Source organism: Pseudomonas sp. M30-35 (genome assembly GCF_002163625.1).
Classification (GTDB): domain Bacteria; phylum Pseudomonadota; class Gammaproteobacteria; order Pseudomonadales; family Pseudomonadaceae; genus Aquipseudomonas.
Map to the genome: position 1 here is coordinate 4,341,768 of NZ_CP020892.1, position 23,330 is coordinate 4,365,097.

General features: G+C 55.5%; 25 protein-coding genes. 22 read left to right on the forward strand and 3 right to left on the reverse strand.

Features of this window, described 5'->3' with window-relative positions; all coding sequences use genetic code 11:
- Window positions 1-27: 27 nt before the first annotated feature.
- Both B9K09_RS19935 and B9K09_RS19940 read left to right on the forward strand, forming a co-directional pair.
- Window positions 28-471, forward strand: a complete 444-nt coding sequence (locus B9K09_RS19935) for a PaaI family thioesterase (protein WP_087518440.1) — start codon at window positions 28-30, stop codon at window positions 469-471.
- Between the two features lie 77 nt (window positions 472-548).
- Window positions 549-1,346, forward strand: a complete 798-nt coding sequence (locus B9K09_RS19940; RefSeq protein ID WP_087518441.1) for a universal stress protein — start codon at window positions 549-551, stop codon at window positions 1,344-1,346.
- A gap of 56 nt (window positions 1,347-1,402) precedes the next feature.
- Here the strand turns inward: B9K09_RS19940 and B9K09_RS19945 are convergent, their stop codons facing one another.
- Window positions 1,403-2,176 carry a ParA family protein gene (locus B9K09_RS19945; protein ID WP_087518442.1) on the reverse strand — a complete coding sequence of 258 codons (774 nt, stop codon included), beginning with the start codon at window positions 2,174-2,176 and terminating at the stop codon, window positions 1,403-1,405.
- 282 nt (window positions 2,177-2,458) lie between these two features.
- On the opposite strand from B9K09_RS19945, the gene B9K09_RS19950 reads away from it, so the two are divergent.
- The 20 genes from B9K09_RS19950 to B9K09_RS20045 are packed head-to-tail and all read left to right on the forward strand — an operon-like array spanning window position 2,459 to window position 20,198.
- Window positions 2,459-3,169: a beta-ketoacyl synthase chain length factor gene (locus B9K09_RS19950; protein WP_087518443.1), complete on the forward strand. Its 711-nt coding sequence runs from the start codon at window positions 2,459-2,461 to the stop codon at window positions 3,167-3,169.
- Window positions 3,142-3,957 (forward strand): 1-acyl-sn-glycerol-3-phosphate acyltransferase, encoded by an 816-nt coding sequence (locus B9K09_RS19955; RefSeq protein ID WP_177408684.1) that lies wholly within the window; start codon window positions 3,142-3,144, stop codon window positions 3,955-3,957. The genes B9K09_RS19950 and B9K09_RS19955 overlap by 28 nt, the downstream gene beginning before the upstream one ends.
- Entirely contained in the window at window positions 3,932-4,192 is a 261-nt protein-coding gene (locus tag B9K09_RS19960) for a phosphopantetheine-binding protein (RefSeq protein WP_087518444.1), read from the forward strand. The genes B9K09_RS19955 and B9K09_RS19960 overlap by 26 nt, the downstream gene beginning before the upstream one ends.
- A 13-nt stretch (window positions 4,193-4,205) precedes the next feature.
- A complete protein-coding gene (locus tag B9K09_RS19965; RefSeq protein WP_087518445.1) occupies window positions 4,206-4,463 on the forward strand; it encodes an acyl carrier protein in 258 nt (85 codons plus the stop codon).
- Window positions 4,460-5,005: a hypothetical protein gene (locus B9K09_RS19970; protein ID WP_087518446.1), complete on the forward strand. Its 546-nt coding sequence runs from the start codon at window positions 4,460-4,462 to the stop codon at window positions 5,003-5,005. Before B9K09_RS19965 ends, B9K09_RS19970 begins: the two co-directional genes overlap by 4 nt.
- Entirely contained in the window at window positions 5,002-6,666 is a 1,665-nt protein-coding gene (locus B9K09_RS19975; protein ID WP_087518447.1) for an AMP-binding protein, read from the forward strand. Before B9K09_RS19970 ends, B9K09_RS19975 begins: the two co-directional genes overlap by 4 nt.
- Complete coding sequence (locus tag B9K09_RS19980) at window positions 6,659-7,393, forward strand: glycosyltransferase family 2 protein (protein ID WP_087518448.1); 735 nt, start codon at window positions 6,659-6,661, stop codon at window positions 7,391-7,393. Before B9K09_RS19975 ends, B9K09_RS19980 begins: the two co-directional genes overlap by 8 nt.
- Window positions 7,390-8,331, forward strand: a complete 942-nt coding sequence (locus tag B9K09_RS19985) for a glycosyl transferase (protein ID WP_087518449.1) — start codon at window positions 7,390-7,392, stop codon at window positions 8,329-8,331. The genes B9K09_RS19980 and B9K09_RS19985 overlap by 4 nt, the downstream gene beginning before the upstream one ends.
- The gene (gene hutH, locus B9K09_RS19990; protein WP_087518450.1) at window positions 8,312-9,856 is read left to right on the forward strand and encodes a histidine ammonia-lyase; all 1,545 of its coding nucleotides are present in this window, start codon (window positions 8,312-8,314) and stop codon (window positions 9,854-9,856) included. The genes B9K09_RS19985 and hutH overlap by 20 nt, the downstream gene beginning before the upstream one ends.
- On the forward strand, window positions 9,846-10,271 hold the full coding sequence (locus B9K09_RS19995; RefSeq protein ID WP_087518451.1) for a thioesterase family protein: 426 nt from the start codon (window positions 9,846-9,848) through the stop codon (window positions 10,269-10,271). Before hutH ends, B9K09_RS19995 begins: the two co-directional genes overlap by 11 nt.
- The gene (locus B9K09_RS20000; RefSeq protein ID WP_087518452.1) at window positions 10,268-10,873 is read left to right on the forward strand and encodes an outer membrane lipoprotein carrier protein LolA; all 606 of its coding nucleotides are present in this window, start codon (window positions 10,268-10,270) and stop codon (window positions 10,871-10,873) included. Before B9K09_RS19995 ends, B9K09_RS20000 begins: the two co-directional genes overlap by 4 nt.
- Complete coding sequence (locus tag B9K09_RS20005; protein WP_256574123.1) at window positions 10,863-13,223, forward strand: MMPL family transporter; 2,361 nt, start codon at window positions 10,863-10,865, stop codon at window positions 13,221-13,223. Before B9K09_RS20000 ends, B9K09_RS20005 begins: the two co-directional genes overlap by 11 nt.
- Window positions 13,210-14,454 carry an NAD(P)/FAD-dependent oxidoreductase gene (locus tag B9K09_RS20010; protein WP_087518453.1) on the forward strand — a complete coding sequence of 415 codons (1,245 nt, stop codon included), beginning with the start codon at window positions 13,210-13,212 and terminating at the stop codon, window positions 14,452-14,454. Before B9K09_RS20005 ends, B9K09_RS20010 begins: the two co-directional genes overlap by 14 nt.
- Before the next feature lie 11 nt (window positions 14,455-14,465).
- Window positions 14,466-15,191, forward strand: a complete 726-nt coding sequence (locus B9K09_RS20015; protein WP_087518454.1) for a class I SAM-dependent methyltransferase — start codon at window positions 14,466-14,468, stop codon at window positions 15,189-15,191.
- 29 nt (window positions 15,192-15,220) lie between these two features.
- Complete coding sequence (locus tag B9K09_RS20020) at window positions 15,221-15,730, forward strand: DUF3261 domain-containing protein (protein WP_087519195.1); 510 nt, start codon at window positions 15,221-15,223, stop codon at window positions 15,728-15,730.
- Window positions 15,730-16,929, forward strand: a complete 1,200-nt coding sequence (locus tag B9K09_RS20025) for a beta-ketoacyl-[acyl-carrier-protein] synthase family protein (RefSeq protein WP_087519197.1) — start codon at window positions 15,730-15,732, stop codon at window positions 16,927-16,929. Before B9K09_RS20020 ends, B9K09_RS20025 begins: the two co-directional genes overlap by 1 nt.
- Complete coding sequence (locus B9K09_RS20030) at window positions 16,926-17,393, forward strand: hotdog family protein (RefSeq protein ID WP_087518455.1); 468 nt, start codon at window positions 16,926-16,928, stop codon at window positions 17,391-17,393. The genes B9K09_RS20025 and B9K09_RS20030 overlap by 4 nt, the downstream gene beginning before the upstream one ends.
- Entirely contained in the window at window positions 17,386-18,114 is a 729-nt protein-coding gene (fabG, locus tag B9K09_RS20035; RefSeq protein ID WP_087518456.1) for a 3-oxoacyl-ACP reductase FabG, read from the forward strand. The genes B9K09_RS20030 and fabG overlap by 8 nt, the downstream gene beginning before the upstream one ends.
- Window positions 18,115-18,137: 23 nt before the next feature.
- Window positions 18,138-19,364, forward strand: a complete 1,227-nt coding sequence (locus B9K09_RS20040; RefSeq protein WP_087519199.1) for a beta-ketoacyl-ACP synthase — start codon at window positions 18,138-18,140, stop codon at window positions 19,362-19,364.
- Window positions 19,365-19,394: 30 nt separating this feature from the next.
- A complete protein-coding gene (locus B9K09_RS20045) occupies window positions 19,395-20,198 on the forward strand; it encodes a hypothetical protein (protein ID WP_087518457.1) in 804 nt (267 codons plus the stop codon).
- A gap of 421 nt (window positions 20,199-20,619) precedes the next feature.
- Here the strand turns inward: B9K09_RS20045 and hemE are convergent, their stop codons facing one another.
- Both hemE and B9K09_RS20055 read right to left on the reverse strand, forming a co-directional pair.
- Window positions 20,620-21,687, reverse strand: a complete 1,068-nt coding sequence (hemE, locus tag B9K09_RS20050) for a uroporphyrinogen decarboxylase (protein WP_087518458.1) — start codon at window positions 21,685-21,687, stop codon at window positions 20,620-20,622.
- 222 nt (window positions 21,688-21,909) lie between these two features.
- Window positions 21,910-23,328: an FAD-dependent oxidoreductase gene (locus B9K09_RS20055; RefSeq protein WP_087518459.1), complete on the reverse strand. Its 1,419-nt coding sequence runs from the start codon at window positions 23,326-23,328 to the stop codon at window positions 21,910-21,912.
- Between the last annotated feature and the right edge of the window lie 2 nt (window positions 23,329-23,330).

Here is a 23,330-nt window from a genome sequence, read left to right on the forward strand (position 1 = left end):
GTGGCATATCTAGCATGAGGCCTAACCATGTCATTGCCGTTCGAGATAGCCCGCCAACTTACTGAAGAACAAATTGCCTTTGTTAAGCGCAGCGGCCTCAAGGCCGAAGCCCTCGAATCTGGTTTTGTCAGGCTACGCATGCCCATGGCTGGCAATCAAAATCACATCGGCAGCATGTACGCGGGTGCGCTGTTTACCCTTGCAGAAATTCCCGGAGGCGCGCTGTACCTCACGAGCTTCGACGTCAAGCGCTTCTACCCCATAGTTAAAGAGATGAACCTGCGCTTTCGGCGCCCAGCTAAAGGTGATATCACTGTTGAAGCACGTTTAAGTGCAACTGAAATACAAAACTTGCAAGATGAAGCCCTACGTCTGGGAAAAGCCGAGTACATGCTGGAACTTCAGTTAAAGGACTCAGGCGGGGAAGTGGTCGCAGAAAGTCGTGGTCACTACCAGTTACGAACCCACTGACACATGACCTTGCTATAGGTCAAAAGACCAGCTAATTGATGGGTAATAATAAAGCGAGTCGACCGGAGAGTTCTTTAATGACTGCACATATTCTTATTGCCCACGATTTAAGGGAAACCGCCGATCTCGCTTTGAGCAGGGCCGCTCAACTCGCCACGCAACATAGTGCCAAGTTAACCGTCCTGCACGTCCTTGACCCTGCGCAAAGCAAGCAGCAACACGAAGCGGCCAAGCTCACTTTAGATCACAGTCTGAGTAAGCTCGCGCCCAAAACGACGACATTGCGCATTCTCAGTGGCAAGCCCTCAGAGATAGTCTTGCAGCAAATCAACGAACTTGGCTGCGATTTACTGGTTCTCGGCGCACACCAATCGCGCCATGATTATTTTTCCGGCACCAGCCTCGACCGAATCGCCCGGCGCAGCAACGTTCCTATGCTGATTGTCGCGCGCAATGATGTGAAACCCTATAAGCGCTCGCTGGCCGCCATCGACTTCTCAGTCTGCGCCTGTTGTGCCCTTAGCAAAGCCTACGACCTGCTGCCTAGCTCAGCCGAACTGCACGCCTTGCATGTATTCGAGCCAGATAAAGGCAACGCTAAACAGATTGAACTGCAACTACAAACCCAGAGCGCATTGATCGACCAGCTAATGGAAGATGAAGCACTCAAACTACCGCCAAACGGCCCTAAACTAAGCCACTCGGTGCAGCAAGGCAGTATTCTAAGAGCGTTGCAGGAACAGCTTAATAACCGCCGGGCTGAGTTAATGGTGCTCGGTAGCCATGGTCGAAGTGCATTGTCACAAGCGCTGCTGGGTAGCCTTGCCCAGCATTTTCTGCACAAAGCCCCCTGCGATATCTTTGTTGTGCGCTAGTATTTTCGAGTCATAAAAAAAGCGCCTTGCCGGCGCTTTTTGTTTACTTGGCAGGCTTAATCAGCGCTATTGAGCAAGTCGTGCAGCTCAACAAACTGTTGAGTCAACTTATGCCGGGGCTCCAGGTAGATCAGCGGCATGCAGGCTTGATGCGACTCACGCATTTTCACCGAACTCATCAGGTTAATCGGCAGCACAGGTAAACCTTCGGCAACCAACTCATCAAGCAGCTGCTGCGGCAAGGTTGCGCGCGGCTGGAACTGATTGACCACAATGCCTTCGACTTCGAGACCCTCGTTGTGATCTTCCTTCAGCTCTTCAATTTCCTGCAATAAGCCATACAGAGCATTACGCGAGAAACTGTCACAATCGAACGGAATAAGTACTCGATCAGCGGCAATAAGCGCTGAAACTGTATAAAAATTCAAAGCTGGCGGCGTATCGAGGTAAATCCGCTCATAATCTTCAGACAAGTCTTCGAGCAGCTTTCGCAGCTTGTTGATCTTATGCTTGGCCTCAAGCTTGGGCTGCAGATCTGCAAGCTCAGCCGTGGCAGTAATTACATGCAGATTATCGAACGGGGTTTCATAAATATCGACCTTGGCCTTTCTGGAAAAAGCCCCACCGGACAATGTCTGATTGAAGAATTCGGAGATACCCAACGGGATTTCACTGCCCGTCAATCCCGTGAGGTAATGGGTCGAGTTTGCTTGCGCATCAAGGTCAATCAACAACGTCCGATAACCTTGGGAGGCACTCACCGCCGCTAAATTGCACGCGATACTGGATTTACCAACACCGCCCTTCTGGTTAAACACCACACGTCGCATGTTAATTGCCCCCAATCCCTGAATAGCCATGAATTTTAGCGAAATTACATTACAAGGCTGATGTAACCTAGCATCTCAGTGTAATCGTTCAAAAATAATTAACGTCAAGGTTTGCGCAAGCTTCGTGCCATCTAGATAATGCCACCACTTTGCCAGATAGGCTTCTGGCACCCCTACTCCAGTTGCTCCTGACGATAATTGGTTTTTGCCCGCAAACTATGTCCAGCTGCAGGCAGCTTTAACGGACAAGGATGTCTCAAAGGCTAGGTATTTCCTTCCGTGATGCACTTCAACATAGAACAGTGGCGTGCCTGGGCCCCGACCCTGGAAAGCACGCATCAGTGGCATGAGTGGAGCCGGGCCCCTGTACGCGTGCTCGATGAGCAGCAACAGCCCGATGTCAGCTTCATTGCACCGATGCAACGCAGACGCCTGAGCCGTCTGGCACGGATGGTCTTTAATGTCGCGTGGCCATTAGCCGAATCATACCCGGCCCTACCGCTGATTTTTGCCTCACGCCACGGTGAAACCCCGCGTACATTGGCCCTACTTAACGACCTTGCGCACAATGAGCCGCTGTCGCCCACTCAATTTAGTTTATCGGTCCATAACGCGATTATCGGTCAATGGTCGATATTACGCGGCGACACCAGCGAAATGACCGCTCTCGCCGCCTCCAGAGACAGCCTTGAACACGCCGTGCAAGAGGCGTGCTTATTGCTCAATGAAGGCGCACCTGCAGTATTGCTGGTAATTGCCGAAGAATCCCCTCCGGCTATCTATACACCGTTTATCGACGACATCCCCTTTGCCTACGCCGTTGGGCTTTTACTCAAACCCGGCGACGACTGGCAGTTACAACTGCGCGCGGGAGATGGCCCAATTAGCGAATGGCCACACGCCTTAAGTTTGCTCAGCGCACTATGCAATGGCCAAGACTTCACCCACTATTGGAATAGACGGCAATGGACGTGGTCACGCAAGCCAAACTAAGCCCGCACAGCCCGCCATATGCTTGGCGCCTTGTGGCCACAGCCTTGTGCTTCATCCTGTTTGGAATAGGTGGAGTATTGCTCAGCGCTGTGGTCTTCCCGATATTGATGCTAATGCCGGGCGATGCCAAAGCGCAGCGGATACGAGTCCGGCGAGCCATCAGCTTGAGCTTCCACTGGTTTGTTCAACTGATGTTCCGCAGCGGTGTACTTACTTACAGCATTGAAGGCGCGGATCGTCTGGGTAAACCTGGGCAAATGGTCATTGCCAACCATCCGTCACTGATTGATGTGGTGGTGTTGATCTCGTTAATTCGCGACGCCAACTGCGTGGTCAAACAAAGCCTGTGGAAAAACCCGTGCATGCGGGGTCCAATCCGGGCGGCGGAGTACATCAGCAACAGCGGCAGTATGGAAATGCTTGATGAAGCGGCTGCTGCATTGCAAAGCGGACAGTGCTTGATTGTATTTCCTGAAGGCACCCGCACCACGCCCGGACACCCCCCCAACTTTCATCGCGGAGCAGCGGCCATCGCCATCCGCGGCGCACAGACAATCACCCCGGTAACAATCAGTGTCTCGCCAACCACACTAACCAAAGCGGAGCCTTGGTACAGCATTCCTGCCCGGCGGTTTCACTTTCAGCTGCAGGTTGGCCCAGATATCGATCCAAAACAATTCAAGGCATCTGCCCCTGCGCCGATAGCTTCACGCAAGCTCAATGACTACTTACACCAATACTTTATTAAGGAGCTCGCAACAGATGAGCGAACTGCAACTCGAAATTAAGAATTTGATCATAGATTCACTGGGGCTTGAAGACATGTCCGCAGAGGACATCGATACTGATCAACCGCTATTCGGTGATGGCCTTGGGCTCGACTCGGTAGATGCACTTGAATTGGGACTGGCCATTCAAAAGCGCTTCGGTATCAAAATCGATGCGGAAGACAAGGACACCCGTCAACACTTCGCCAACGTTGCCAACCTGGCGGCTTTTGTATCTGCACGTCAGGCCGTTTGAGAGCGTTAATAGCATGCAAAATCGTGATGAAATATTTAACACACTGCGCGATTCCCTCGTTGAGTTGTTCGAACTCGACGCAGCGGATATCAACCTGAATGCCAATCTCTACCAGGACTTAGAAATCGACAGCATCGATGCGGTCGATTTAATTGATCACATCAAACGTAAAACCGGCAAGAAAATCGCCGCCGATGAATTCAAATCGGTACGCACTGTAGGTGACGTGGTCGAGGCCGTGTTCAAGCTGGTTAACCCAGAGCCCGCATGAGCCGCCTGCTAGGCCTGATCTTGCTATTGGCCGGACTGGCATATCCATTTGCGGTGTATTACGGCATTGAGCATTTATCACCGCGTGTATTTGCCGCGTTGCTCGGTGGCTTGTGGCTCGCCCGACTCCTGCTTGGCGAACAACGCCCGGGCGGACGCTGGATGGCGCTGGCCGCACTGCTCTTTTGCGCACTACTTGGTGTCGCGGGTGCACCTGCATTGCTGCGCTGGTATCCAGTGCTGTTAAGCGCCATGTTACTGAGCCTGTTTGTGCTGAGCCTTGAATTCGGGCCGCCAATTGCTGAACGCCTCGCGCGTTTACGCGAGCCTGACTTGCCCGCTGTAGCCGTGCGTTACACCCGCAAAGTGACTCAGGTATGGGCAGTATTTTTCTTGTGTAACGGCTTGATCGCAACAGCATTGACGTTATGGGCACCGCTGTCATGGTGGACGCTGTACAACGGCTTAATTTCCTATTTATTGATGGGACTACTATTCGCTGCGGAATGGTTAGTTCGCCAACGTGTAAGGAAATTCGCATGAAATGGATTTCCCTTGAAGCATTGTTACTTGAGCCACTCGAGCAACGTAATGTCAGTCTCGATCCAGCACTGAATCATCAACAGTTTTGTCAGCGAGCGCTGTTGCTGGCGAGCTACTTCAAGGCTCAGCAGATTCAGCGAGTCGCCATTCATCTCGAGGATGCCGCCGACCTGGCGATTGCCCTGTTTGCCGCCTGGCAGGCTGGGGTGACCATATTGCTGCCCGCTGACGCACAACAGCAAACCCGTTTAAAGCTGGGCACACAGATTGATCTATGGCTTGACGCCTTACCCGACACGCGCGACTACACGCCCGCTATTGCCACCCGCTTGGACAGTGATACTTGCCGCCTGACGCTGTGCACATCCGGCTCCAGTGGCGAATCCAAGCTGATCGAAAAGAGCATCGCCCAACTGGCCAACGAAGTCGCGGCGCTAGAGCAGCTCTGGGGCAACGCGCTGGGCAACGCGGTCGTGGTCGCCAGTGTCTCCGTGCAGCACATCTACGGCCTGCTTTTCCGGGTACTGTGGCCACTGTGTGCAGGGCGGACTTTTCTTCGTCACGCCCAGCCCTTTAGCGAAGACATGCAGCGCGCCAGCCTCGCGCATCCACACTTTGCCTGGGTCGCCAGCCCCGCCTTGCTTAAACGCATGAGCGATAACCTCGACTGGCCAGCCTTGAGCCGAGTCAGCATGCTGTTCTCATCTGGCGGGGTATTACCCAATGAAGCCGCGCAGAGCCTGCAAGCACGCTTAAAGCAGTTACCCACCGAAATTTACGGCAGCACTGAAACCGGTGGCATCGCTTGGCGACAAGGTGGCGAATATTGGCAACCGTTCAAGGGTGTGGAAGTAAGCCTCAACCCGCAGGGTGCATTGAGCCTTACTTCGCCATATCTGCCTGCCGGGCAGCGTGAGGAAACCGCCGATGCCGTACAGATTGCAGCCGATGGCAGGTTTTTGCTGCGCGCCCGACTCGACCGCATTATCAAGCTGGAAGAGAAGCGCGTATCTCTGCCCATGCTTGAAAACACACTCAACAGCCACGCCTGGGTCAGCGAATCTCGAGTCGGCACGCTGCACAAGGGCCGGGCCTTTCTCGGTGCCTTGATTGCGCTCAGCCCAGCGGGCCTGCATGCGCTGCGCAACCGCGGCAGACGCGCCGTCACCCAAGCCCTGCGCAGCCATCTCAGCGGGCATGTCGAACCCATTGCTTTGCCTCGCCGCTGGCGGTTGACCACCGAATTACCTTACAACAGCCAAGGCAAGCTCGCGCAGGCGCAGGTTGAACAACTTCTGGACACCCCAAGAACCACTCAAATAACGCCAGAAAGCATCGCTGAAAACGATGGCGAATTCTTGCTGACACTGCGCGTACCGATTGATCTTGCACACTTCAGCGGTCACTTCACATCAACTCCGGTGGTGCCAGGAGTGGTGCAAATTGATTGGGCACTGCGTTTGGCCCGGCAACTGATCGACCCTCTACCTGCGCGCTTCGGTGGAATGGAAGTCCTCAAGTTTCAGCAGCTCATGCGCCCCGGCGACCCTATTCAGCTATCGCTGCGTTTCGATACCAGCCGTGGCAAGTTGTATTTCGCCTTCAGTCATAACAATGCAGCGTGCTCGTCCGGACGCATCTTGCTGGCTGATCATGTATAACGCCTGCGTAGTGGTTCCGGTATTCAATCACGAACAGGCTTTAGTGCATGTCGTAGCCGCATTAGGCAAGGCCAAACTGCCGTGCATTCTGGTGAACGATGGTTCCAGCCCGGCCTGTACCGCCGTGATCGAAAAGCTTGCCGAACAAGCTGATTGCTATGCCGTGCACCTGCTGCAAAATCAGGGCAAAGGCGGTGCAGTGATGGCGGGCCTGCGTGAGGCGCAGATGCTCGGTTTCACCCATGCCCTGCAAGTAGACGCCGACGGCCAACACAACCTCGATGACATTGAATCGTTTCTCGCCTGCTCACGACTGCATCCGCAAGCCGTTATCTGCGGTTATCCGGTTTATGACGCAAGCGTACCCAAGGGCCGTCTGTATGCGCGCTACCTGACGCATATTTGGGTGTGGATAAACAGTTTGTCGCTGCAGATACGCGACTCCATGTGCGGCTTCAGGGTTTACCCACTGCCCAGCACCGTTGAGCTAATCAACCGGGTCAATCTAGGCAAACGCATGGATTTCGACTCCGAAATTCTGGTGCGTATGGCCTGGCAGAACCAATCAATGCAGTGGCTACCGATCCGCGTGCATTATCCATTAGGCGGTATCTCGCACTTTCGCCTGATACACGACAACCTGCTGATCTCTAAAATGCACGCCAAATTATTCTTTGGCATGCTGCTGCGGGCGCCGCTGATTGCCTGGCGCAGGTGGCGCCAATGAATCAGATAAACAAGCATCAGCACTGGGCGGCTCAGCAGGAACGCGGCAGCCTGCTGCTGATGAAGTTCACTGTATCCGCAGCGCGCCTTCTCGGCCGTAGACTGATCAGCCCCCTGCTCTATTTAATCGTCCTGTACTTCTTTGTGTTCGGCGGCAAAGCGCGGCGCAGTATTGCCGAGTATCAGCACAACTTGATGCTCTGGAGCGGAAAAACCGCCGCTCCCACGCAAAGCTCGGTGTTTAAGCAATTCATGGCATTTGCTGACGCCTTGCTCGACAAACTGGATATCTGGCGCGGTCAATTGAACGCCAGCGACATCGAGTTGATCGACCCTCAACAGTTGCGCCAGCAAATGCACGGCAAGCGCGGACAAATGCTGGTTGGTGCGCACTTGGGTAACCTTGAGGTGTGCCGCGCACTGGCCGAGCTGGGTGATAAGGTCACGATGAATGTATTGGTGCATACCAAACATGCAGAGCAATTCAACCAGCTACTTGGTGAGGCCGGCGCCAGTAATATGCGCCTGATCCAAGTCAGCGAGCTAAATCCTGCGGTTATGCTGCAATTATCTGAACGCCTTGAACAAGGCGAATGGCTGGCCATCGCAGGCGACCGGATTGCGCTACACGGCGGGCGTCGTGCCAACGTCGACTTCCTCGGTAAACCGGCAGCATTTCCGCAAGGGCCTTGGTTGCTGGCCGGGCTGCTCAAGTGTCCGGTTAATTTTATGAGCTGCGTCAAAATAGCGGGCCGGTATCAGATCTTGCTTGAGCCTTTCGCCGCCAGCGTGCAATGGAAGCGCGACACCCGCGAAAGCGTAATCCGAGAGTGGACTCAACGCTTTGCCGACCGTCTGGGTCAGCGCTGCCTGGATGCACCCGATCAGTGGTTCAACTTTTATCCGTTTTGGAATACAGATGACGACACATCAGCCTGAGCCGGTCATTTTCGGCGAAACTCACCTGACGATTGAGAATGTTGTCGCGCTTTCACAACAACGCGCCAAGGCTCATTTGCAACATGATGCCGACTATCGCGAAAAAATCGCCAAAGGGGCGCGCTTCCTCGACACCCTGCTGGATAAAGAAGGTGTGATTTACGGAGTCACAACCGGCTACGGTGACTCCTGTGTGGTTGCTGTGCCATTGCATCAAGTCGAAGCCTTGCCACGCCACCTGTATACATTTCATGGCTGCGGCCTGGGCAAATTGCTTGAGCCCGACGCAACACGCGCGGTGCTGGCGGCGCGACTGCAATCGCTGTGCTTTGGTGTTTCCGGGGTGCGTGTCGAGTTGCTGGAGCGTTTGCAGGGGTTTCTCGAACACGACATTCTGCCGTTAATTCCTGAGGAAGGCTCAGTCGGTGCCAGTGGCGACCTAACGCCTTTGTCTTACGTCGCCGCGACCCTCAGCGGTGAGCGCGAAGTGCTCTATCAAGGTCAGCGCCGCAGTGCGCGCGAGGTCCATGAACAACTCGGCTGGACACCATTGACCCTGCGCCCGAAAGAGGCGCTAGCGTTGATGAATGGCACCGCGGTAATGACTGCGCTGGCATGCCTGGCTTATTCACGCGCCGACTATTTGCTGCAACTGGCCACACGTATCACCGCGCTCAACGTAGTCGCGCTGGAAGGCAACCCGGAACACTTCGACCAGCGCCTGTTTGCCGCCAAGCCGCATCCGGGGCAAATGCAGGTCGCCGCCTGGCTGCGCGAGGATCTGGCGATCACCGGGCCCACAGCAGCACTGCACCGCCTGCAGGATCGCTACTCGCTACGCTGCGCCCCGCACGTACTTGGCGTCATGGCCGACAGTTTGGGCCTGTTGCGTCAATTCATCGAAACCGAGCTCAACAGTGCCAATGACAACCCGCTGATCGATGCAGAGACCGAGCGCGTCATGCACGGCGGACACTTCTATGGCGGGCACATTGCCTTTGCCATGGACAGCCTGAAAAACCTGGTAGGCAACGTTGCTGACTTGCTCGACCGACAGCTCGCCTTGCTGGTCGACGTACGTTACAACCATGGCCTGCCGAGCAACCTGTCCGGTGCTCCTGCCAGCAGTTCAATGATTAACCACGGCTTTAAAGCCGTGCAGATCGGCGCCAGTGCCTGGACCGCAGAAGCCCTGAAAAACACCATGCCCGCCAGTGTTTTTTCACGCTCAACCGAGTGCCACAACCAAGACAAAGTCAGCATGGGCACTATTGCCGCCCGCGACGCCTTGCGCAGCCTTGAACTCACGGAGCAAGTTGCTGCCGCCACCTTGCTCGCGGCTAACCAAGGTGTCTGGCTACGCCTGCAAACCAGCTCCCGGCAACTGCCTGAGCCGCTGCTGAACATGCGTGAGCAACTGGCGCAGGACTTCCCACCGGTTATAGAAGATCGAGCATTGGAAGGCGAGCTAAGGCTGTGTCTGCAACGCATTCGTAAACAGCACTGGAGGCTCTATGCGCAGTAGCGGCGTATTGCAGGTTGAGAGCGAAATCCTCGTACCCTTTTTTGATGTCGACATGATGGAAGTGGTCTGGCATGGCCATTACGTCAAGTACCTCGAAATTGCGCGCTGCGCCCTGCTCGACAAAATCGGCCACAACTACTCGCACATGCGTGATGCAGGGTTTGCCTGGCCGATTATTGATCTACAACTGCGCTACATCCGTGGCGCCAAGTTTGGCCAGACACTTATCGTCCGTGCCGACCTTGTCGAGTGGGAAAACCGCTTGAAAATCCACTACCTGATCAGCGATGCCGCAACCGGAGAACGCCTTACCCGCGCGAGCAGTGTGCAAGTGGCCGTTGAAATTGCCAGCCGAGAAATGCAACTCGCATCACCGCGCGTATTTGTTGAAGCCGTTGAGCGCGCGCTGACATGAGTTATTTCATACGACGTATAGCACTCAGCCTCTGCTGCCTGTTAATGGCACCCATTGCCTGCGCGTTCGACTTGACCGCGCTCAGCAATCAACTCGCTAACAACGCCGTCGTGCGCGGCCCGTTTATTCAGGAAAAACACCTGCGAGCGATGGCCCAGCCCTTAACCAGCCGCGGCCAGTTTGTCCTCGCCGCTGACAGCGGTTTGCTGTGGCAGCTACAGAGCCCAATCAGCCAGACGTATCGGATCAACAGTGAAGGCATCGCCAGACGCACAAGCGATGGCTGGCAGATGCAACCTGGCAATAACGCCGCCGCCCAGCAAAGCCGCTTGTTTCTGGCTTTGTTGCGTGGCGACAGTTCCGGTTTGGAGGCTGACTTTGAGCTGCAACTGCAAGGCACGAAGGATGACTGGGCACTGACACTGGAGCCGCGCGCACTGCTGCTCAAGCAAATATTCAGTCGCATCGAAATCAAAGGCGGTGGGTTGGTGCAGCGCATCGAACTGCTTGAAACCCAAGGCGACCGAACGCTCCTGCAACTGCCCAACAGCCAGGCAGCATCTGCACTGAGCCAAACCGAGCGAGACAATTTTGCAGACTGAACGCAGCCTGCCGCGCCTGTTCGGCGTGTTGCTGGTGGCGCTAATCTGCTTGGTCGCCTGGCAATGGCGCAACGGCCCGCCCGTGGTTGCCAGCTTACTTGCCCTGCTGCCGCAGAGTCAGGTTGACGCTGAAGTTCAAGCCGCAGAGAAACGTATGCAGGAACCGCTCAATCGCGAACTCCTGTTATTAGTCGGCCACAGCAAACGCAGCACGGCCATCCAGTTAGCCTCCGAGATTGGTCTGCAACTGCGCGCAAACAAACACTTCGCTAAGGTGCAGTGGCGTTTGCAGAGTGATATGCCGAACCTACGTCGGCAACTCCTGGCTGGGCGCTTGTCACTGCTCCCAGCGGCCGACAAACACCTGTTGATAAATCAGCCGCAAGCGTTCATTGAGCGCCGCGTTGGCGAGCTGTTCGACACCTTCGCAAGCACAACACTTGTGCCAATCGAGCAGGATTGGCTAGGCCTGACCGCCCGCGCGCAAACCACCTTGAATCCGCACAGCAAGGTGCAGGTCGATCTCGGCAGCGGTGCGTTATTGATCACCGACAAAGACATGACCTGGGTGCTGCTGCGCGCGCAAAGTCATGGCAACGCATTTGATCTGCAAGCCCCGTCGTTGGTGGCGACAGATGTGGCCAGCGCTCGTCGCACCGCCGTTGCCGCCGGAGGGCAGTTACTGGCAAGTGGCGGCGTGTTGTATGCCAATGCCGGGCAAACCCAGGCCAGCCGTGAAATCAGCCTGCTGGGCAGTAGCGCAATCATTGCATTGATAGCGCTGCTGTATTTCGCCTATCGCCGAGCACGCGTGCTGCTGAGTCTGCTGCCGGTGGCGGTTGCGCTGTTGGCGGGCAGTGCCGCGTGCGTCATGGTTTTCGGCCAGATCAATGCCATAACCTTGATTCTCGGCGCTAGCCTGATCGGCGTGGCCATTGATTACCCGCAACATTACCTGAGCAAGTGCTGGGCACAGCAAGATTGGCAAAGCTGGGCGGCGATGCGGGCAACCCTACCGGGTTTAAGCTTGAGTCTGGCCACCAACCTGCTGGGTTACATCGCGCTGGCGTTCACCCCTTTTCAAGCCTTGACGCAAATTGCAGTGTTCTCGGCTGCAGGGCTGATCGCTGCTTATTTAGCTGCGATTTGCCTGCTGCCAGCCTGGTTTAAAGGCATGCGTCTGCAACCCGCACCCGCCCTGCTGAACATCGCTTACCGGTTACTGGCATGGCGCACGCGCCTGCTTAAAACCGCCCGCTGGCCACTGATGATCGGCTTGGCGCTGTTTTGTCTGGGCGGCATATTGCAGCTACACACCCAGAATGATTTGCGCCAGTGGCTGGCCAAAGCACCCGATCTGGTTAGCCAGGCGCAACGCATTGCCGAGCTGACCGGACAACAACCCACCAGCCAGTTTTATCTGGTTAAAGCGGCCAATGAGCAACAGCTGCTGCAACGCCAAGCGGCACTCAGCAAACGCCTCGACAGCCTCGTCGCCAGCAAAGAACTACGCGGTTACCGGTCACTCAATCAACTGATTCTGCCAGACGCACAGCTTAGTGAATTGCGCCTCTCACTTAAAACGCTCAATCAGTATTGGCAACCTCTGCTCGATGCGGGAATTTCGCAAGCAGCACTGACGGCTGAGGTGGATGCGTTACTGCAGCAACCGGCTCAAACCCTGGAGACGATGCTTGCAGAACCGTTGTCAGAGCCGTGGCGCCCCTTATGGATGGGCGCCAATGCACAGGGAGTCAGCGGCTTGATTAGCCTCGATGGCCAGGCCAGCACGGCGCTCTTGCAAGACGCGGCGGAAGGCCTTGAAGGCGTCGAATGGATCGATCGCCTGGGCGAGGTGAATAACCTGTTCAGCCAAACCCAGATCAGCGCGGCAACCCTAAAATTGATTTCCTGCACGGCGATTGTTGTTCTGCTGTGCATACCTTTTGGCCTCAGCGGCGCATTGCGCGTCGTCAGCTTGCCGCTACTGGCGGCACTGACAACACTGGCCTGCCTTGGCTGGCTGGGGCAGCCCCTCACGTTGTTTAGTGTATTTGGCTTGTTGCTCATCACCGCCATTGGTATCGACTACGCGATTCTCATGCGTGAATCGGTAGGCGGTGAAGCGGTCAGCCTGGTCGGCACTATGCTTTCGGCACTCACCAGTTGGTTGTCATTCGGCCTGCTGATGTTCAGCAGCACCCCAGCCATTGCCAACTTTGGCCTTACCGTCAGCCTGGGCTTGTTACTGAGCTTTATCTACTCGCCATGGGCTAGTCCCGCACGCTCTTCAGCCAATCGAACTCCACCAAAAACCAATCACGCAGAGACCTCCAGTGAAGCCTGTTGAAAGCGAAAATCGAACGGTCGTTGTGATCGGTGCTGGCCCGGCAGGCGCAATCGCCAGCGCGCTGCTCAAGCGCAATGGTCACGATGTTTTAGTGCTCGAGCGCCAGTGTTTTCCGCGCTTCTCGATTGGTGAGAGCTTGCTCTCGCACTGCCTCGACTTTATCGAAGAAGCAGGCATGCTCGATGCAATCCAGAACGCAGGTTTCCAAGTCAAACATGGTGCCGCATTTGCTTGGGGCGAGCGCTATACAGACATCGATTTTCGCGATGGATTTACCGTCGGAAAAGGTTCGACCTTTCAAGTCGAGCGTGCCCAATTTGACAAGATTCTCGCTGATGAAGCCGAGCGCCAAGGCGTCGAAATTCGCTATGAAGAGCAAGTCGTGGCTGGCGACTTTGAGGCGAGTCATCCGCAGTTGCGAGTCAAACGCTTAAAGGATGGCGAAGAGTATTTAATCAACTGCAACTTCGTACTTGATGCCAGCGGTTATGGCCGTGTACTCCCGCGATTGCTCGACCTCGAGTTGCCATCGACCTTCCCTGTGCGCAAAGCATTGTTTAGCCATATTGAAGATCGTATCGACAGCCCCGCCTTCAACCGTGAGCGCATCCTTATCACCACGCACCCGCAGCTGCGGGATATCTGGTACTGGACCATTCCCTTCAGCAATGGCCGCAGCTCGGTTGGCGTGGTCGCTGACGCCAAACGCTTCGAGGGCCTCAGTGATGACCCGACTATTTGCCTGCGTGAGCTAATAAAACAAGCGCCCTCGCTGGACACTGTCTTGGCAAATGCCGTCTGGGATACTCCGGCAAGCCCGCTCGCCGGGTACTCGGCCAACGTCAAGCGCCTACATGGCCCTGGCTACGCGTTGCTGGGTAATGCAGCAGAGTTTCTCGACCCGGTATTTTCCTCAGGCGTGACCATTGCCATGCGCTCTGCGAGCATGGCTGCCAACGTGCTGCATCGCCAGCTGAGCGGTGAACAGGTTGATTGGCAGAGCCAGTTTGCCGAGCCGTTAAAGCGTGGAGTCGACACCTTCCGCGCCTATGTTGAAGGCTGGTATGACGGCACTTTTCAAGATGTCATCTACTTCGAAAAGGCGGCTCCACACATCCGCCGCATGATCAGTTCGATCCTTGCGGGCTACGCCTGGGACCAAACCAACCCCTACGTTGCCGAGCCCAAACGCCGCCTGAGCGTACTCGCCCAATTATGCTCGCCAACCTGACAAGGACCATGATGAACCCTGCCGCTGACACGTATGTCGAAGAAACCAAGTTTGGTTTCTGGTTTCTCCAAAGCCATGTTTGGCAGCACCACGTTTTGCGTGTCGCTATCAATGATCTCAAGTCTCTGGCTGGCTCGGCTCTACCGACAGCGCCAGTGCTGCTGGATGCAGGTTGCGGCCAAGGCAAGTCATTCAAACTCTTGCAGCAAGCCTTTGCCCCGAGCCGATTGATTGGCCTGGACGCTGATCGCCGCAGTTTGCAGTGCTCGCAAGCGCAAGCCAGCGATGCCGGTCTTGACGTGCAATTGCTCAGCAGCGACTGCGCGGCGATACAACTGGCGGATGCCAGCGTCGATATTGTGTTTTGCCATCAGACGTTCCATCACTTGGTTGAGCAAGATCAGGCCTTGGCGGAGTTCTACCGAGTGCTCAAACCGGGCGGTCTGTTGCTGTTTGCCGAATCAACCCGTTTCTATATCGACACCTGGGTTATCCGTTGGTTATTTCGACACCCCATGCACGTGCAAAAAACTGCAGAGCAATACCTGCACATGCTGCATAAGCAAGGTTTCGAGTTTTCTCCAGGGCAGATTTCATACCCCTATTTATGGTGGAGCCGGGCGAAAGATTTCGGCCTTCTGGAACGCTTGCGCCTGCGTAAACCCAAGCCCGTTGGCGAACGCGACGAAACTTTAGTCAACGTCGTGGCGCGCAAGCCTGTGCAGGTACATTGTTGATGAGCGCCAAGTTGATGAGCCGCAGCCTGATAGTACGCAGCCTGATACTCGGCCTGTGCCTGCTGCTTGGGGCTTGCGCAGCGCGTACGCCAGTGCCGCCAGTGCCGCTGGTAACGCCACAGCTGCAAAGCCAATTACCGCTAACCCTACAGATACAGCGCCAAGCTGAAGCTAGCGAGGAAGTTTGGCTGTTGGTCATTCAGGCGCAAGGTTCGACATTACGCTGGTCATTGTTTGATCCAATGGGCACGCCACTGGCACGCCAGCAACTGGTCGCGGGCACCTGGCATGACGAAGGCTTATTACCGCCCAACCCAGCCGCTCGCGAACTGTTCGCCGCCTTGTTATTTGCGCTCAGTACGACCTCCAGCATTGCGCAAAACTATCCTGCACAGAGTTGGCAAATCATCAGCGACACGCAACGAACGCTGAGCCCGAACTGGCGAATCGACTACAGTAAACCGCTTGACTTCACCCTTGAGGCGGGCGGCCTGACGCGTTATCACGTCACTCAGATTGTCTCGCGTGAGAACCCATGATGCCCAGTTACTTGAACCATCTAGGAGTCGTTTGCGCACTCGGTGCGGATACCCAAACAGTCGCCAAAGCCCTGTTCAGTGGCGACACCTCAGGAATGCGCAAACAAGCTGGTTGGGGCAGTGAACGACAACTGACCCTTGGCGTAGTCACCAGCCAACTGCCACCGATGCCCGCTGCGATGGAGGCTGCGCACAGTCGCAATAATCAGCTGTTGCTGGCCGCTGCGCTGCAAATCGAGCCACACATCCGCGAGGCAATCGAGCAGTTTGGCCGTCATCGAGTGGCGGTGGTGATTGGCACCAGCACCTCGGGAATTGATGAGGCAACACAAGGTATTGGCTTGCATCACGCGCAGGGTACTCTGCCCGCCGACTACTCATACGCGCAGCAAGAGATCTCGGCACCTGCAGTTTTTTTAAGCGACTGGCTCGGCCTCTGCGGCCCGGCCTACTGTATCTCCACTGCATGCACCTCAAGTGCTCGCGCACTGCTTAGCGCCCATCGTCTGCTTCAGCAAGGTGCCTGCGATGTCGTGCTCTGCGGCGGCGCCGACAGTCTTTGTGGGCTGACTCTAAATGGTTTCAGTTCACTGGAAGCAGTCAGCGAAGAACGCTGCCAGCCGTTTTCACGCAACCGTCAGGGAATCAACATCGGCGAAGGCGCGGCGTTGTTTCTGATGTCTCGGCAACCCAACGTCGAGCAAGCTGAATCGATTGCCCTGCTCGGTGGCGGTGCATCCTCGGATGCCCATCACATTTCCGCTCCGGAACCTAACGGCCAAGGGGCACAACAAGCGATGCGTACCGCCCTGCAGGCCGCCAGACTTGAGGCCAGCGAAATCGATTACCTGAACCTGCATGGCACCGCGACGCGACATAACGACGCTATGGAGTCGCTGGCGGTTCAGGCATTGTTCCCGCAAGGTATCTGCTGCTCATCGAGCAAGGCTCTCAGCGGCCATACGCTTGGCGCAGCAGGGGCGCTGGAGGCGGCTTTTTGCTGGCTGACCCTGAGCCAACACAACCTGAATAAATTGGCGCCGCCGCATATTTGGGATGGCGCGGCCGACCCGCAACTGCCGCCCATCAAACTTGCCGCACCTGGTACCCAGTTCGATACTGCGCCGCGCTATGCCATGAGCAACTCATTTGCCTTTGGTGGCAGTAACGTCAGTCTAATATTAGGAGTCGTGCCATGAGCCTTTTTCCATTGGCCGAGTTAGTGCCTCATTCTGGCGATATGGTGCTGCTTGATGAGGTCGTACGTTATGGCGTCGATGAGGTTGAGACCCGTGTGCAGGTAAAAGCCGATGGCTTGTTCAATCAGGAAGATGGCAGCTTACCCGCCTGGTTAGGTGTTGAGTTGATGGCACAGAGCATTGCCGCCTTTGCCGGCTGCCATGCACGCGAAGCGGGCAAACCCATAGCACTGGGTTTTTTGCTCGGCACGCGTAAGTTCGAGTGCAATGTTGAGTCCTTCCCGTTAGGCGCAGAACTGCATATCAAAGCGCTGCGCTCACTGCAGGATGACAACGGCATGGCGGTTTTCGAGTGTCATCTGACCGGACCGGACATTCATGCAACCGCGCGGCTCAATGTATTCCAGCCACCTAACGCAGCCCAGTTTTTAGAAGAATCCGGCGAGGCCGAAAAACATGTCTGACCCTATATTAGTAACCGGTTCCAGCCGCGGTATTGGCCGTGCCATTGCCTTACGTCTGGCCCGCGCGGGGCATGATCTGGTTTTGCATTGCCGCGCCCGACGTGAAGATGCGCAAGCGGTGCAAACCGAAATTGCCGCGCTGGGGCAAAGTGCCCGGATCATTCAGTTTGATGTTGCCGACCGCACCGCGTGCCGCGAGCAACTGGAGGCAGACATAGAGCAACACGGCGCCTATTACGGCGTGGTATGTAATGCCGGCCTCACCCGTGATGGCGCCTTCCCGGCTCTGAGCGAGGATGATTGGGACCAAGTATTGCGCACCAACCTGGATGGTTTTTATAACGTTCTACACCCTCTGACCATGCCAATGATTCGACGCCGTAAACCCGGCCGGATTGTTTGCATCACCTCGGTTTCCGGGATGATCGGCAACCGCGGCCAGGTCAATTACAGTGCGTCCAAAGCAGGAATTATTGGTGCCGCCAAGGCCCTTGCCATTGAGCTTGGCAAACGCAAGATCACGGTTAACTGCGTAGCCCCCGGCCTGATCGATACCGACATGCTTGACGAGCATGTACCGGTAGATGAGTTACTCAAGATGATCCCGGCGCAACGCCTCGGCACACCCGACGAGGTGGCGGGCGCTGTAAATTTTCTGATGTCAGATGAAGCCGCCTACATCACCCTCCAAGTCCTGGCGGTCAACGGAGGGCTGTGTTGATGACCACGACTAAACAGGTCGCCATTAAGCGGGTCGTAGTCACAGGCATGGCGGGTGTCACCTCGCTGGGTGATGACTGGGCCAGCATCGAGGCCAACTTTCGCGCCAGCCGCAGTGGCATTCGGCGCATGGATGAATGGGACACCTATACCGAGCTTAATACGCGTCTAGGCGGGCCAATAGATAACTTCACCACTCCAAAACATTGGACGCGTAAGCAGCTACGCAGCATGGGGCGCGTGTCCAAACTTGCGGTGTATGCTGCGGAGCGAGCACTTGATGACGCCGGTTTACTAGGCGACCTAAGCATTCAGGATGGCCGCATGGGCGTTGCCTGTGGCTCATCAACCGGCAGCACCGAAGAAATCAAAGCCTTCGGCAATATGCTCCTCAACTCGGTGGCCGATGGGCTTAACGCCAACTCATACATTCGCATGATGCCGCATACTACGGCGGCGAACATCAGCATCTTTTTCGGCCTCAAGGGCCGTTTGATTCCAACCTCAAGTGCCTGCACCAGCGGTAGCCAGGGTATCGGTTATGCCTATGAGGCGATCAAGTTCGGACGCTTGCCAATGATGCTCGCAGGCGGTGCCGAAGAGCTTTGCCCGACCGAGGCGATGGTCTTTGATGCGTTGTATGCCACCAGCCTGCAAAACGACGCACCGCAAAGCTCACCGCGCCCATACGACGTATCTCGCGATGGCTTGGTCATCGGTGAAGGTGCCGGGATATTGGTTCTTGAAGAGCTTGAGCATGCCCTCGCGCGTGGGGCGCGGATTCATGCAGAGATTGTTGGCTTCGGTTGCAATGCTGATGGCCTGCACATTACCAAACCGGAACAAACCACCATGCGCCAAGCCATGCAGTTGGCTTTGGATGATGCAGGACTGGAGCCGCAAGCGATTGGCTATGTGAATGGCCATGGCACTGCAACCGAGCAAGGCGACATCGCAGAAACATTGGCCACCAGCAGCCTGTTTGGCGAGCAAATGCCGATCAGCTCACAGAAAAGTTTCTTCGGCCACACCCTTGGTGCTTGCGGCGCTCTGGAGTCGTGGTTCAGCATCGAAATGATGAATCGCGACCAGTACGTGCCAACCCTGAACCTCAACCAAGTGGATCCACGTTGTGGCCCACTTGATTATCTGCGCGGGGAGTTCCGGCAGATGAGCAACGATCATGTGATGAATAACAACTTCGCTTTTGGCGGGGTGAATACCTCGCTGATATTTTGTCGTTACACCTGACACTCACTAAAAAATAAGCGTTTAAAACCAATGACCATAACTCATCGATTCTTGCAAATAGCGGCCGTTGCAATGCTGCTCGGGGGCTGTACCAGCAAACCGATCTACAATGCGCAGGAAAACTTCTCTAGTAATATGGGGATCAGTGAAAACCAGATGCAGCGGGCTATTGTCACGGCGCTACATGACCGGCAATGGAAGATCCAGTCTGTTAAACCTGGTCAAATCGAAGCCGAGATCACCGTACGCGGCAGGCATCATGCTGAAGTTGATATCCCATACTCACCGACATCATTTGAGATCCGTTACCGCAGCAGCTGGGGCCTTGACTACAAGAACGGTGAGATTCACGGCAACTACAACCGCTGGGTTAATCGGCTACGCGATAATGTGCTCAAAGAGCTGAGCATTGATCCAAACATTGAAGCGTTGAATAACCTAGGCGCGGTAAAGCGGGATGTCGAAAGCCCCAGCTATTTTGCCTTCCAGGAAGGTGTGGAGCGAGCCACTCAAGCAGGGTTGCTGGACGGCAGCATACAATTCTATTTGAGCGGCCAACCGGTGCCAGGAAGTGCACACCACATTCGAACAGTCACCAGCAGCCGGAAAACCAATGGTGCCAACAAGTCTGATAAAGACGCTTGCATTTGGGCGTTGCAATCAGCACTTGTGGCCTTACAAAGTGCAGCAAAAAAAGCCGGTGCCAACGCTGTCATAGATATCGCCAGTATTGACCAGCGCAGCCTGTATAAAGATGCGAATAACTACCAATGCAATGCTGGAACCTTCATGGCCAGCGTTGCATTGCGCGGTGAACTTGTAACCCTCAAATAAAGGCAAAACCGGCCCTGCTAAACAACACCTCAGTGTTTTCGTAAGGCGGCTTTTGGGTTCGATCCATGGACAACATGGCTTGGCATATTCATGAGCCCTACGATCGGTAAGGTCGGTGATGCTTTTTCACCCACCAATAACGGCGGTGAAGGTTAGGCCTACTTACACAAGGTTGAGTATTGTGCTGTTTCAACCATGGTGGGCAAGCTTCGCATTGCCACACCCTACGTGGAGTGGCTCAATTTTTTCATCCGCCAATGCTAGCGGCAGTAATCACTGCTACTCACTTTGAGCCCTGGCTCCCGTGATTTAAATGCAAAAACGCCCGATGCGATGCATCGGGCGCTTGGGCCGATCAAGTGTAAACCTACGCTAGGTTAGACACTTTTAAGCTTCAACTTTGCAGGCCTATGACAGCCCATTATCCGTGATACTGCGCCGACAACTCGTGCACCGCTTCGAGGAAAGCGCCTGCGTGGGCAGGGTCCACTTCAGGGGTGATGCCATGGCCCAGGTTGAAGATGTGGCCTGTACCGTTGCCGTAGCTGGCGAGAATACGCGCAACTTCTTTACGAATAGCCTCTGGCTTGGCGTATAGCACGGTCGGGTCCATGTTGCCCTGTAGCGCAACCTGATTACCCACGCGCTTACGCGCCTCACCAATATCGCAGCTCCAATCCAGGCCCAGCGCATCAGCGCCAGTCGCAGCCATCGACTCAAGCCACAGACCGCCATTTTTGGTGAACAAGATAACCGGGACTTTACGACCTTCGTGCTCACGGATCAGACCACTGACGATCTTCTGCATGTAGGCCAGCGAGAACTCCTGATACGCCGCAGACGACAGGTTACCGCCCCAGGTATCAAAGATCTGTACCGCCTGAGCGCCCGCAAGTATCTGGCCATTAAGGTAAGCGGTGACTGACTGCGCCAGTTTATCCAGCAAGTTGTGCATCGCCTGCGGATTGTCATAAAGCATGGCTTTGGACTTGCGGAAATCCTTCGAGGAGCCACCTTCAACCATGTAGGTGGCCAGTGTCCACGGGCTGCCCGAGAAACCAATCAGTGGCACGCGACCATTAAGCTCGCGGCGGATGGTGCGTACGGCATCCATCACGTAGCCGAGGTCTTTCTCGGGGTCAGTCACCTGCAGGGCATCAACATCGGCAGCTGAACTAATGACTTTCTTGAAGCGCGGGCCTTCGCCAGTTTCAAAGTACAAGCCCTGCCCCATCGCGTGCGGGATAGTCAGAATGTCAGAGAACAGAATGGCAGCGTCGAGCTGTGGATAACGATCCAATGGCTGCAGGGTGACTTCACAGGCGAACTCTGGATTCATCATCAGGCTCATGAAATCGCCCGCCTTAGCGCGGCTCGCCCGGTATTCCGGCAAGTAGCGGCCAGCCTGACGCATCATCCACACGGGGGTGACATCAACAGGCTGCTTGAGCAGGGCGCGCAGGAAACGGTCGTTTTTCAAGGCAGTCATGTTCACAATTCTCTGTAATTCATAGAGTTTTTCTGTGTTAACAGTCTACGGGCGTGTCATGCACTACAGGCCGTAGTCGTCATCACATTAAAAAAGTGCGGGTATTTTCGCAGACCGCAATGCAAAAGGCACGGCGAGTGCCGTGCCTTTTATCTATCGTGACGATTTGCCGCGCTCAATCAAGGCTTTCTACGGGCCTTTTAAAGCGTGATAACCGCGTCATTAGACGCCTAGATAGTCAAGAATACCTTCAGCGGCGTTACGGCCTTCGAAAATCGCCGTTACCACCAGATCAGAACCGCGAACCATATCGCCACCGGCGAAAATTTTCGGGTTGCTGGTCTGATGCTTGAACGTGCTCTGCTCTGGCGCAACCACACGACCTTGGCTGTCAGTTTCGATTTCAAACTGGGTAAACCATGGCGCAGGACTTGGGCGGAAGCCGAACGCAATCAGTACCGACTCTGCCGGGATGATCTCTTCCGAGCCAGGAATAGGCTCAGGACTACGGCGACCACGGGCGTCTGGCTCACCAAGGCGGGTTTCAACGACCTTAACACCCTCAACCTTGTCTTCACCGACGATGGCAATTGGCTGACGGTTGAACAGGAAGCGAACCCCTTCTTCCTTGGCGTTTTTCACTTCTTTACGCGAGCCCGGCATGTTCTCTTCGTCGCGGCGATAGGCACAGGTCACTGACTTGGCGCCTTGACGGATCGAGGTGCGGTTACAGTCCATGGCGGTATCACCACCACCGAGCACGACAATGCGCTTGCCCTTCATGTCGATAAAGTCTTCTGGCGACTTCTCGAAACCAAGGTTGCGGTTAACGTTGGCGATCAGGAAATCCAATGCATCGTGCACGCCCGGCAAATCTTCGCCCGGGAAACCACCTTTCATGTAGGTGTAGGTGCCCATGCCCATGAACACGGCGTCGTACTCAGCGAGCAGCTGATCCATGCTGATGTCTTTACCGATTTCGGTATTGAGACGGAACTCGATGCCCATGCCGGTGAAAACTTCACGGCGGTGGCTAAGTACAGTCTTTTCCAGCTTGAACTCAGGAATACCAAAGGTCAGCAGGCCGCCGATTTCTGGATTCTTATCGAACACCACTGGCGTCACACCGCTGCGCACCAATACATCTGCACAACCCAGCCCCGCAGGCCCGGCACCAATCACCGCGACACGCTTGCCGGTCGGCTGAACCCCAGACATATCTGGACGCCAGCCCATGGCGAAAGCGGTGTCGGTGATGTACTTCTCGACCGAACCAATGGTGACCGCGCCAAAACCATCGTTCAGGGTGCAAGCCCCTTCACAGAGACGGTCTTGCGGGCACACACGGCCACATACTTCCGGCAGTGTGTTGGTTTGGTGCGACAGTTCTGCAGCGGCCAGAATGTTGCCCTCTGATACCAGCTTCAACCAGTTAGGGATGAAGTTGTGCACCGGGCACTTCCATTCACAATATGGATTACCGCAGCCCAGGCAACGATGCGCCTGATCGGCAGCAACCGCCGGTTTGAAGTTGTCGTAAATTTCGACAAATTCCTTTTTGCGTTGACGCAACAGCTTCTTCTTTGGGTCTTTACGCCCAACTTCGATGAACTGGAAGTCGTTATTCAGACGTTCAGTCATTT

What these genes read in the sequence shown, in the direction of transcription:
- B9K09_RS20045 (WP_087518457.1), top strand. Translation starts at nt 19,395, where the DNA reads ATGACCATAACTCATCGATTCTTGCAAATAGCGGCCGTTGCAATGCTG.
- B9K09_RS19995 (WP_087518451.1), top strand. Translation starts at nt 9,846, where the DNA reads ATGCGCAGTAGCGGCGTATTGCAGGTTGAGAGCGAAATCCTCGTACCC.
- B9K09_RS19955 (WP_177408684.1), top strand. Translation starts at nt 3,142, where the DNA reads ATGGACGTGGTCACGCAAGCCAAACTAAGCCCGCACAGCCCGCCATAT.
- hutH (WP_087518450.1), top strand. Translation starts at nt 8,312, where the DNA reads ATGACGACACATCAGCCTGAGCCGGTCATTTTCGGCGAAACTCACCTG.
- B9K09_RS19975 (WP_087518447.1), top strand. Translation starts at nt 5,002, where the DNA reads ATGAAATGGATTTCCCTTGAAGCATTGTTACTTGAGCCACTCGAGCAA.
- fabG (WP_087518456.1), top strand. Translation starts at nt 17,386, where the DNA reads ATGTCTGACCCTATATTAGTAACCGGTTCCAGCCGCGGTATTGGCCGT.
- B9K09_RS19965 (WP_087518445.1), top strand. Translation starts at nt 4,206, where the DNA reads ATGCAAAATCGTGATGAAATATTTAACACACTGCGCGATTCCCTCGTT.
- B9K09_RS19980 (WP_087518448.1), top strand. Translation starts at nt 6,659, where the DNA reads ATGTATAACGCCTGCGTAGTGGTTCCGGTATTCAATCACGAACAGGCT.
- B9K09_RS20015 (WP_087518454.1), top strand. Translation starts at nt 14,466, where the DNA reads ATGAACCCTGCCGCTGACACGTATGTCGAAGAAACCAAGTTTGGTTTC.
- B9K09_RS19945 (WP_087518442.1), bottom strand. Translation starts at nt 2,176, where the DNA reads ATGCGACGTGTGGTGTTTAACCAGAAGGGCGGTGTTGGTAAATCCAGT.
- hemE (WP_087518458.1), bottom strand. Translation starts at nt 21,687, where the DNA reads ATGACTGCCTTGAAAAACGACCGTTTCCTGCGCGCCCTGCTCAAGCAG.
- B9K09_RS19940 (WP_087518441.1), top strand. Translation starts at nt 549, where the DNA reads ATGACTGCACATATTCTTATTGCCCACGATTTAAGGGAAACCGCCGAT.
- B9K09_RS19960 (WP_087518444.1), top strand. Translation starts at nt 3,932, where the DNA reads ATGAGCGAACTGCAACTCGAAATTAAGAATTTGATCATAGATTCACTG.
- B9K09_RS19935 (WP_087518440.1), top strand. Translation starts at nt 28, where the DNA reads ATGTCATTGCCGTTCGAGATAGCCCGCCAACTTACTGAAGAACAAATT.
- B9K09_RS20030 (WP_087518455.1), top strand. Translation starts at nt 16,926, where the DNA reads ATGAGCCTTTTTCCATTGGCCGAGTTAGTGCCTCATTCTGGCGATATG.
- B9K09_RS20000 (WP_087518452.1), top strand. Translation starts at nt 10,268, where the DNA reads ATGAGTTATTTCATACGACGTATAGCACTCAGCCTCTGCTGCCTGTTA.
- B9K09_RS19950 (WP_087518443.1), top strand. Translation starts at nt 2,459, where the DNA reads ATGCACTTCAACATAGAACAGTGGCGTGCCTGGGCCCCGACCCTGGAA.
- B9K09_RS20025 (WP_087519197.1), top strand. Translation starts at nt 15,730, where the DNA reads ATGCCCAGTTACTTGAACCATCTAGGAGTCGTTTGCGCACTCGGTGCG.
- B9K09_RS20055 (WP_087518459.1), bottom strand. Translation starts at nt 23,328, where the DNA reads ATGACTGAACGTCTGAATAACGACTTCCAGTTCATCGAAGTTGGGCGT.
- B9K09_RS19985 (WP_087518449.1), top strand. Translation starts at nt 7,390, where the DNA reads ATGAATCAGATAAACAAGCATCAGCACTGGGCGGCTCAGCAGGAACGC.
- B9K09_RS19970 (WP_087518446.1), top strand. Translation starts at nt 4,460, where the DNA reads ATGAGCCGCCTGCTAGGCCTGATCTTGCTATTGGCCGGACTGGCATAT.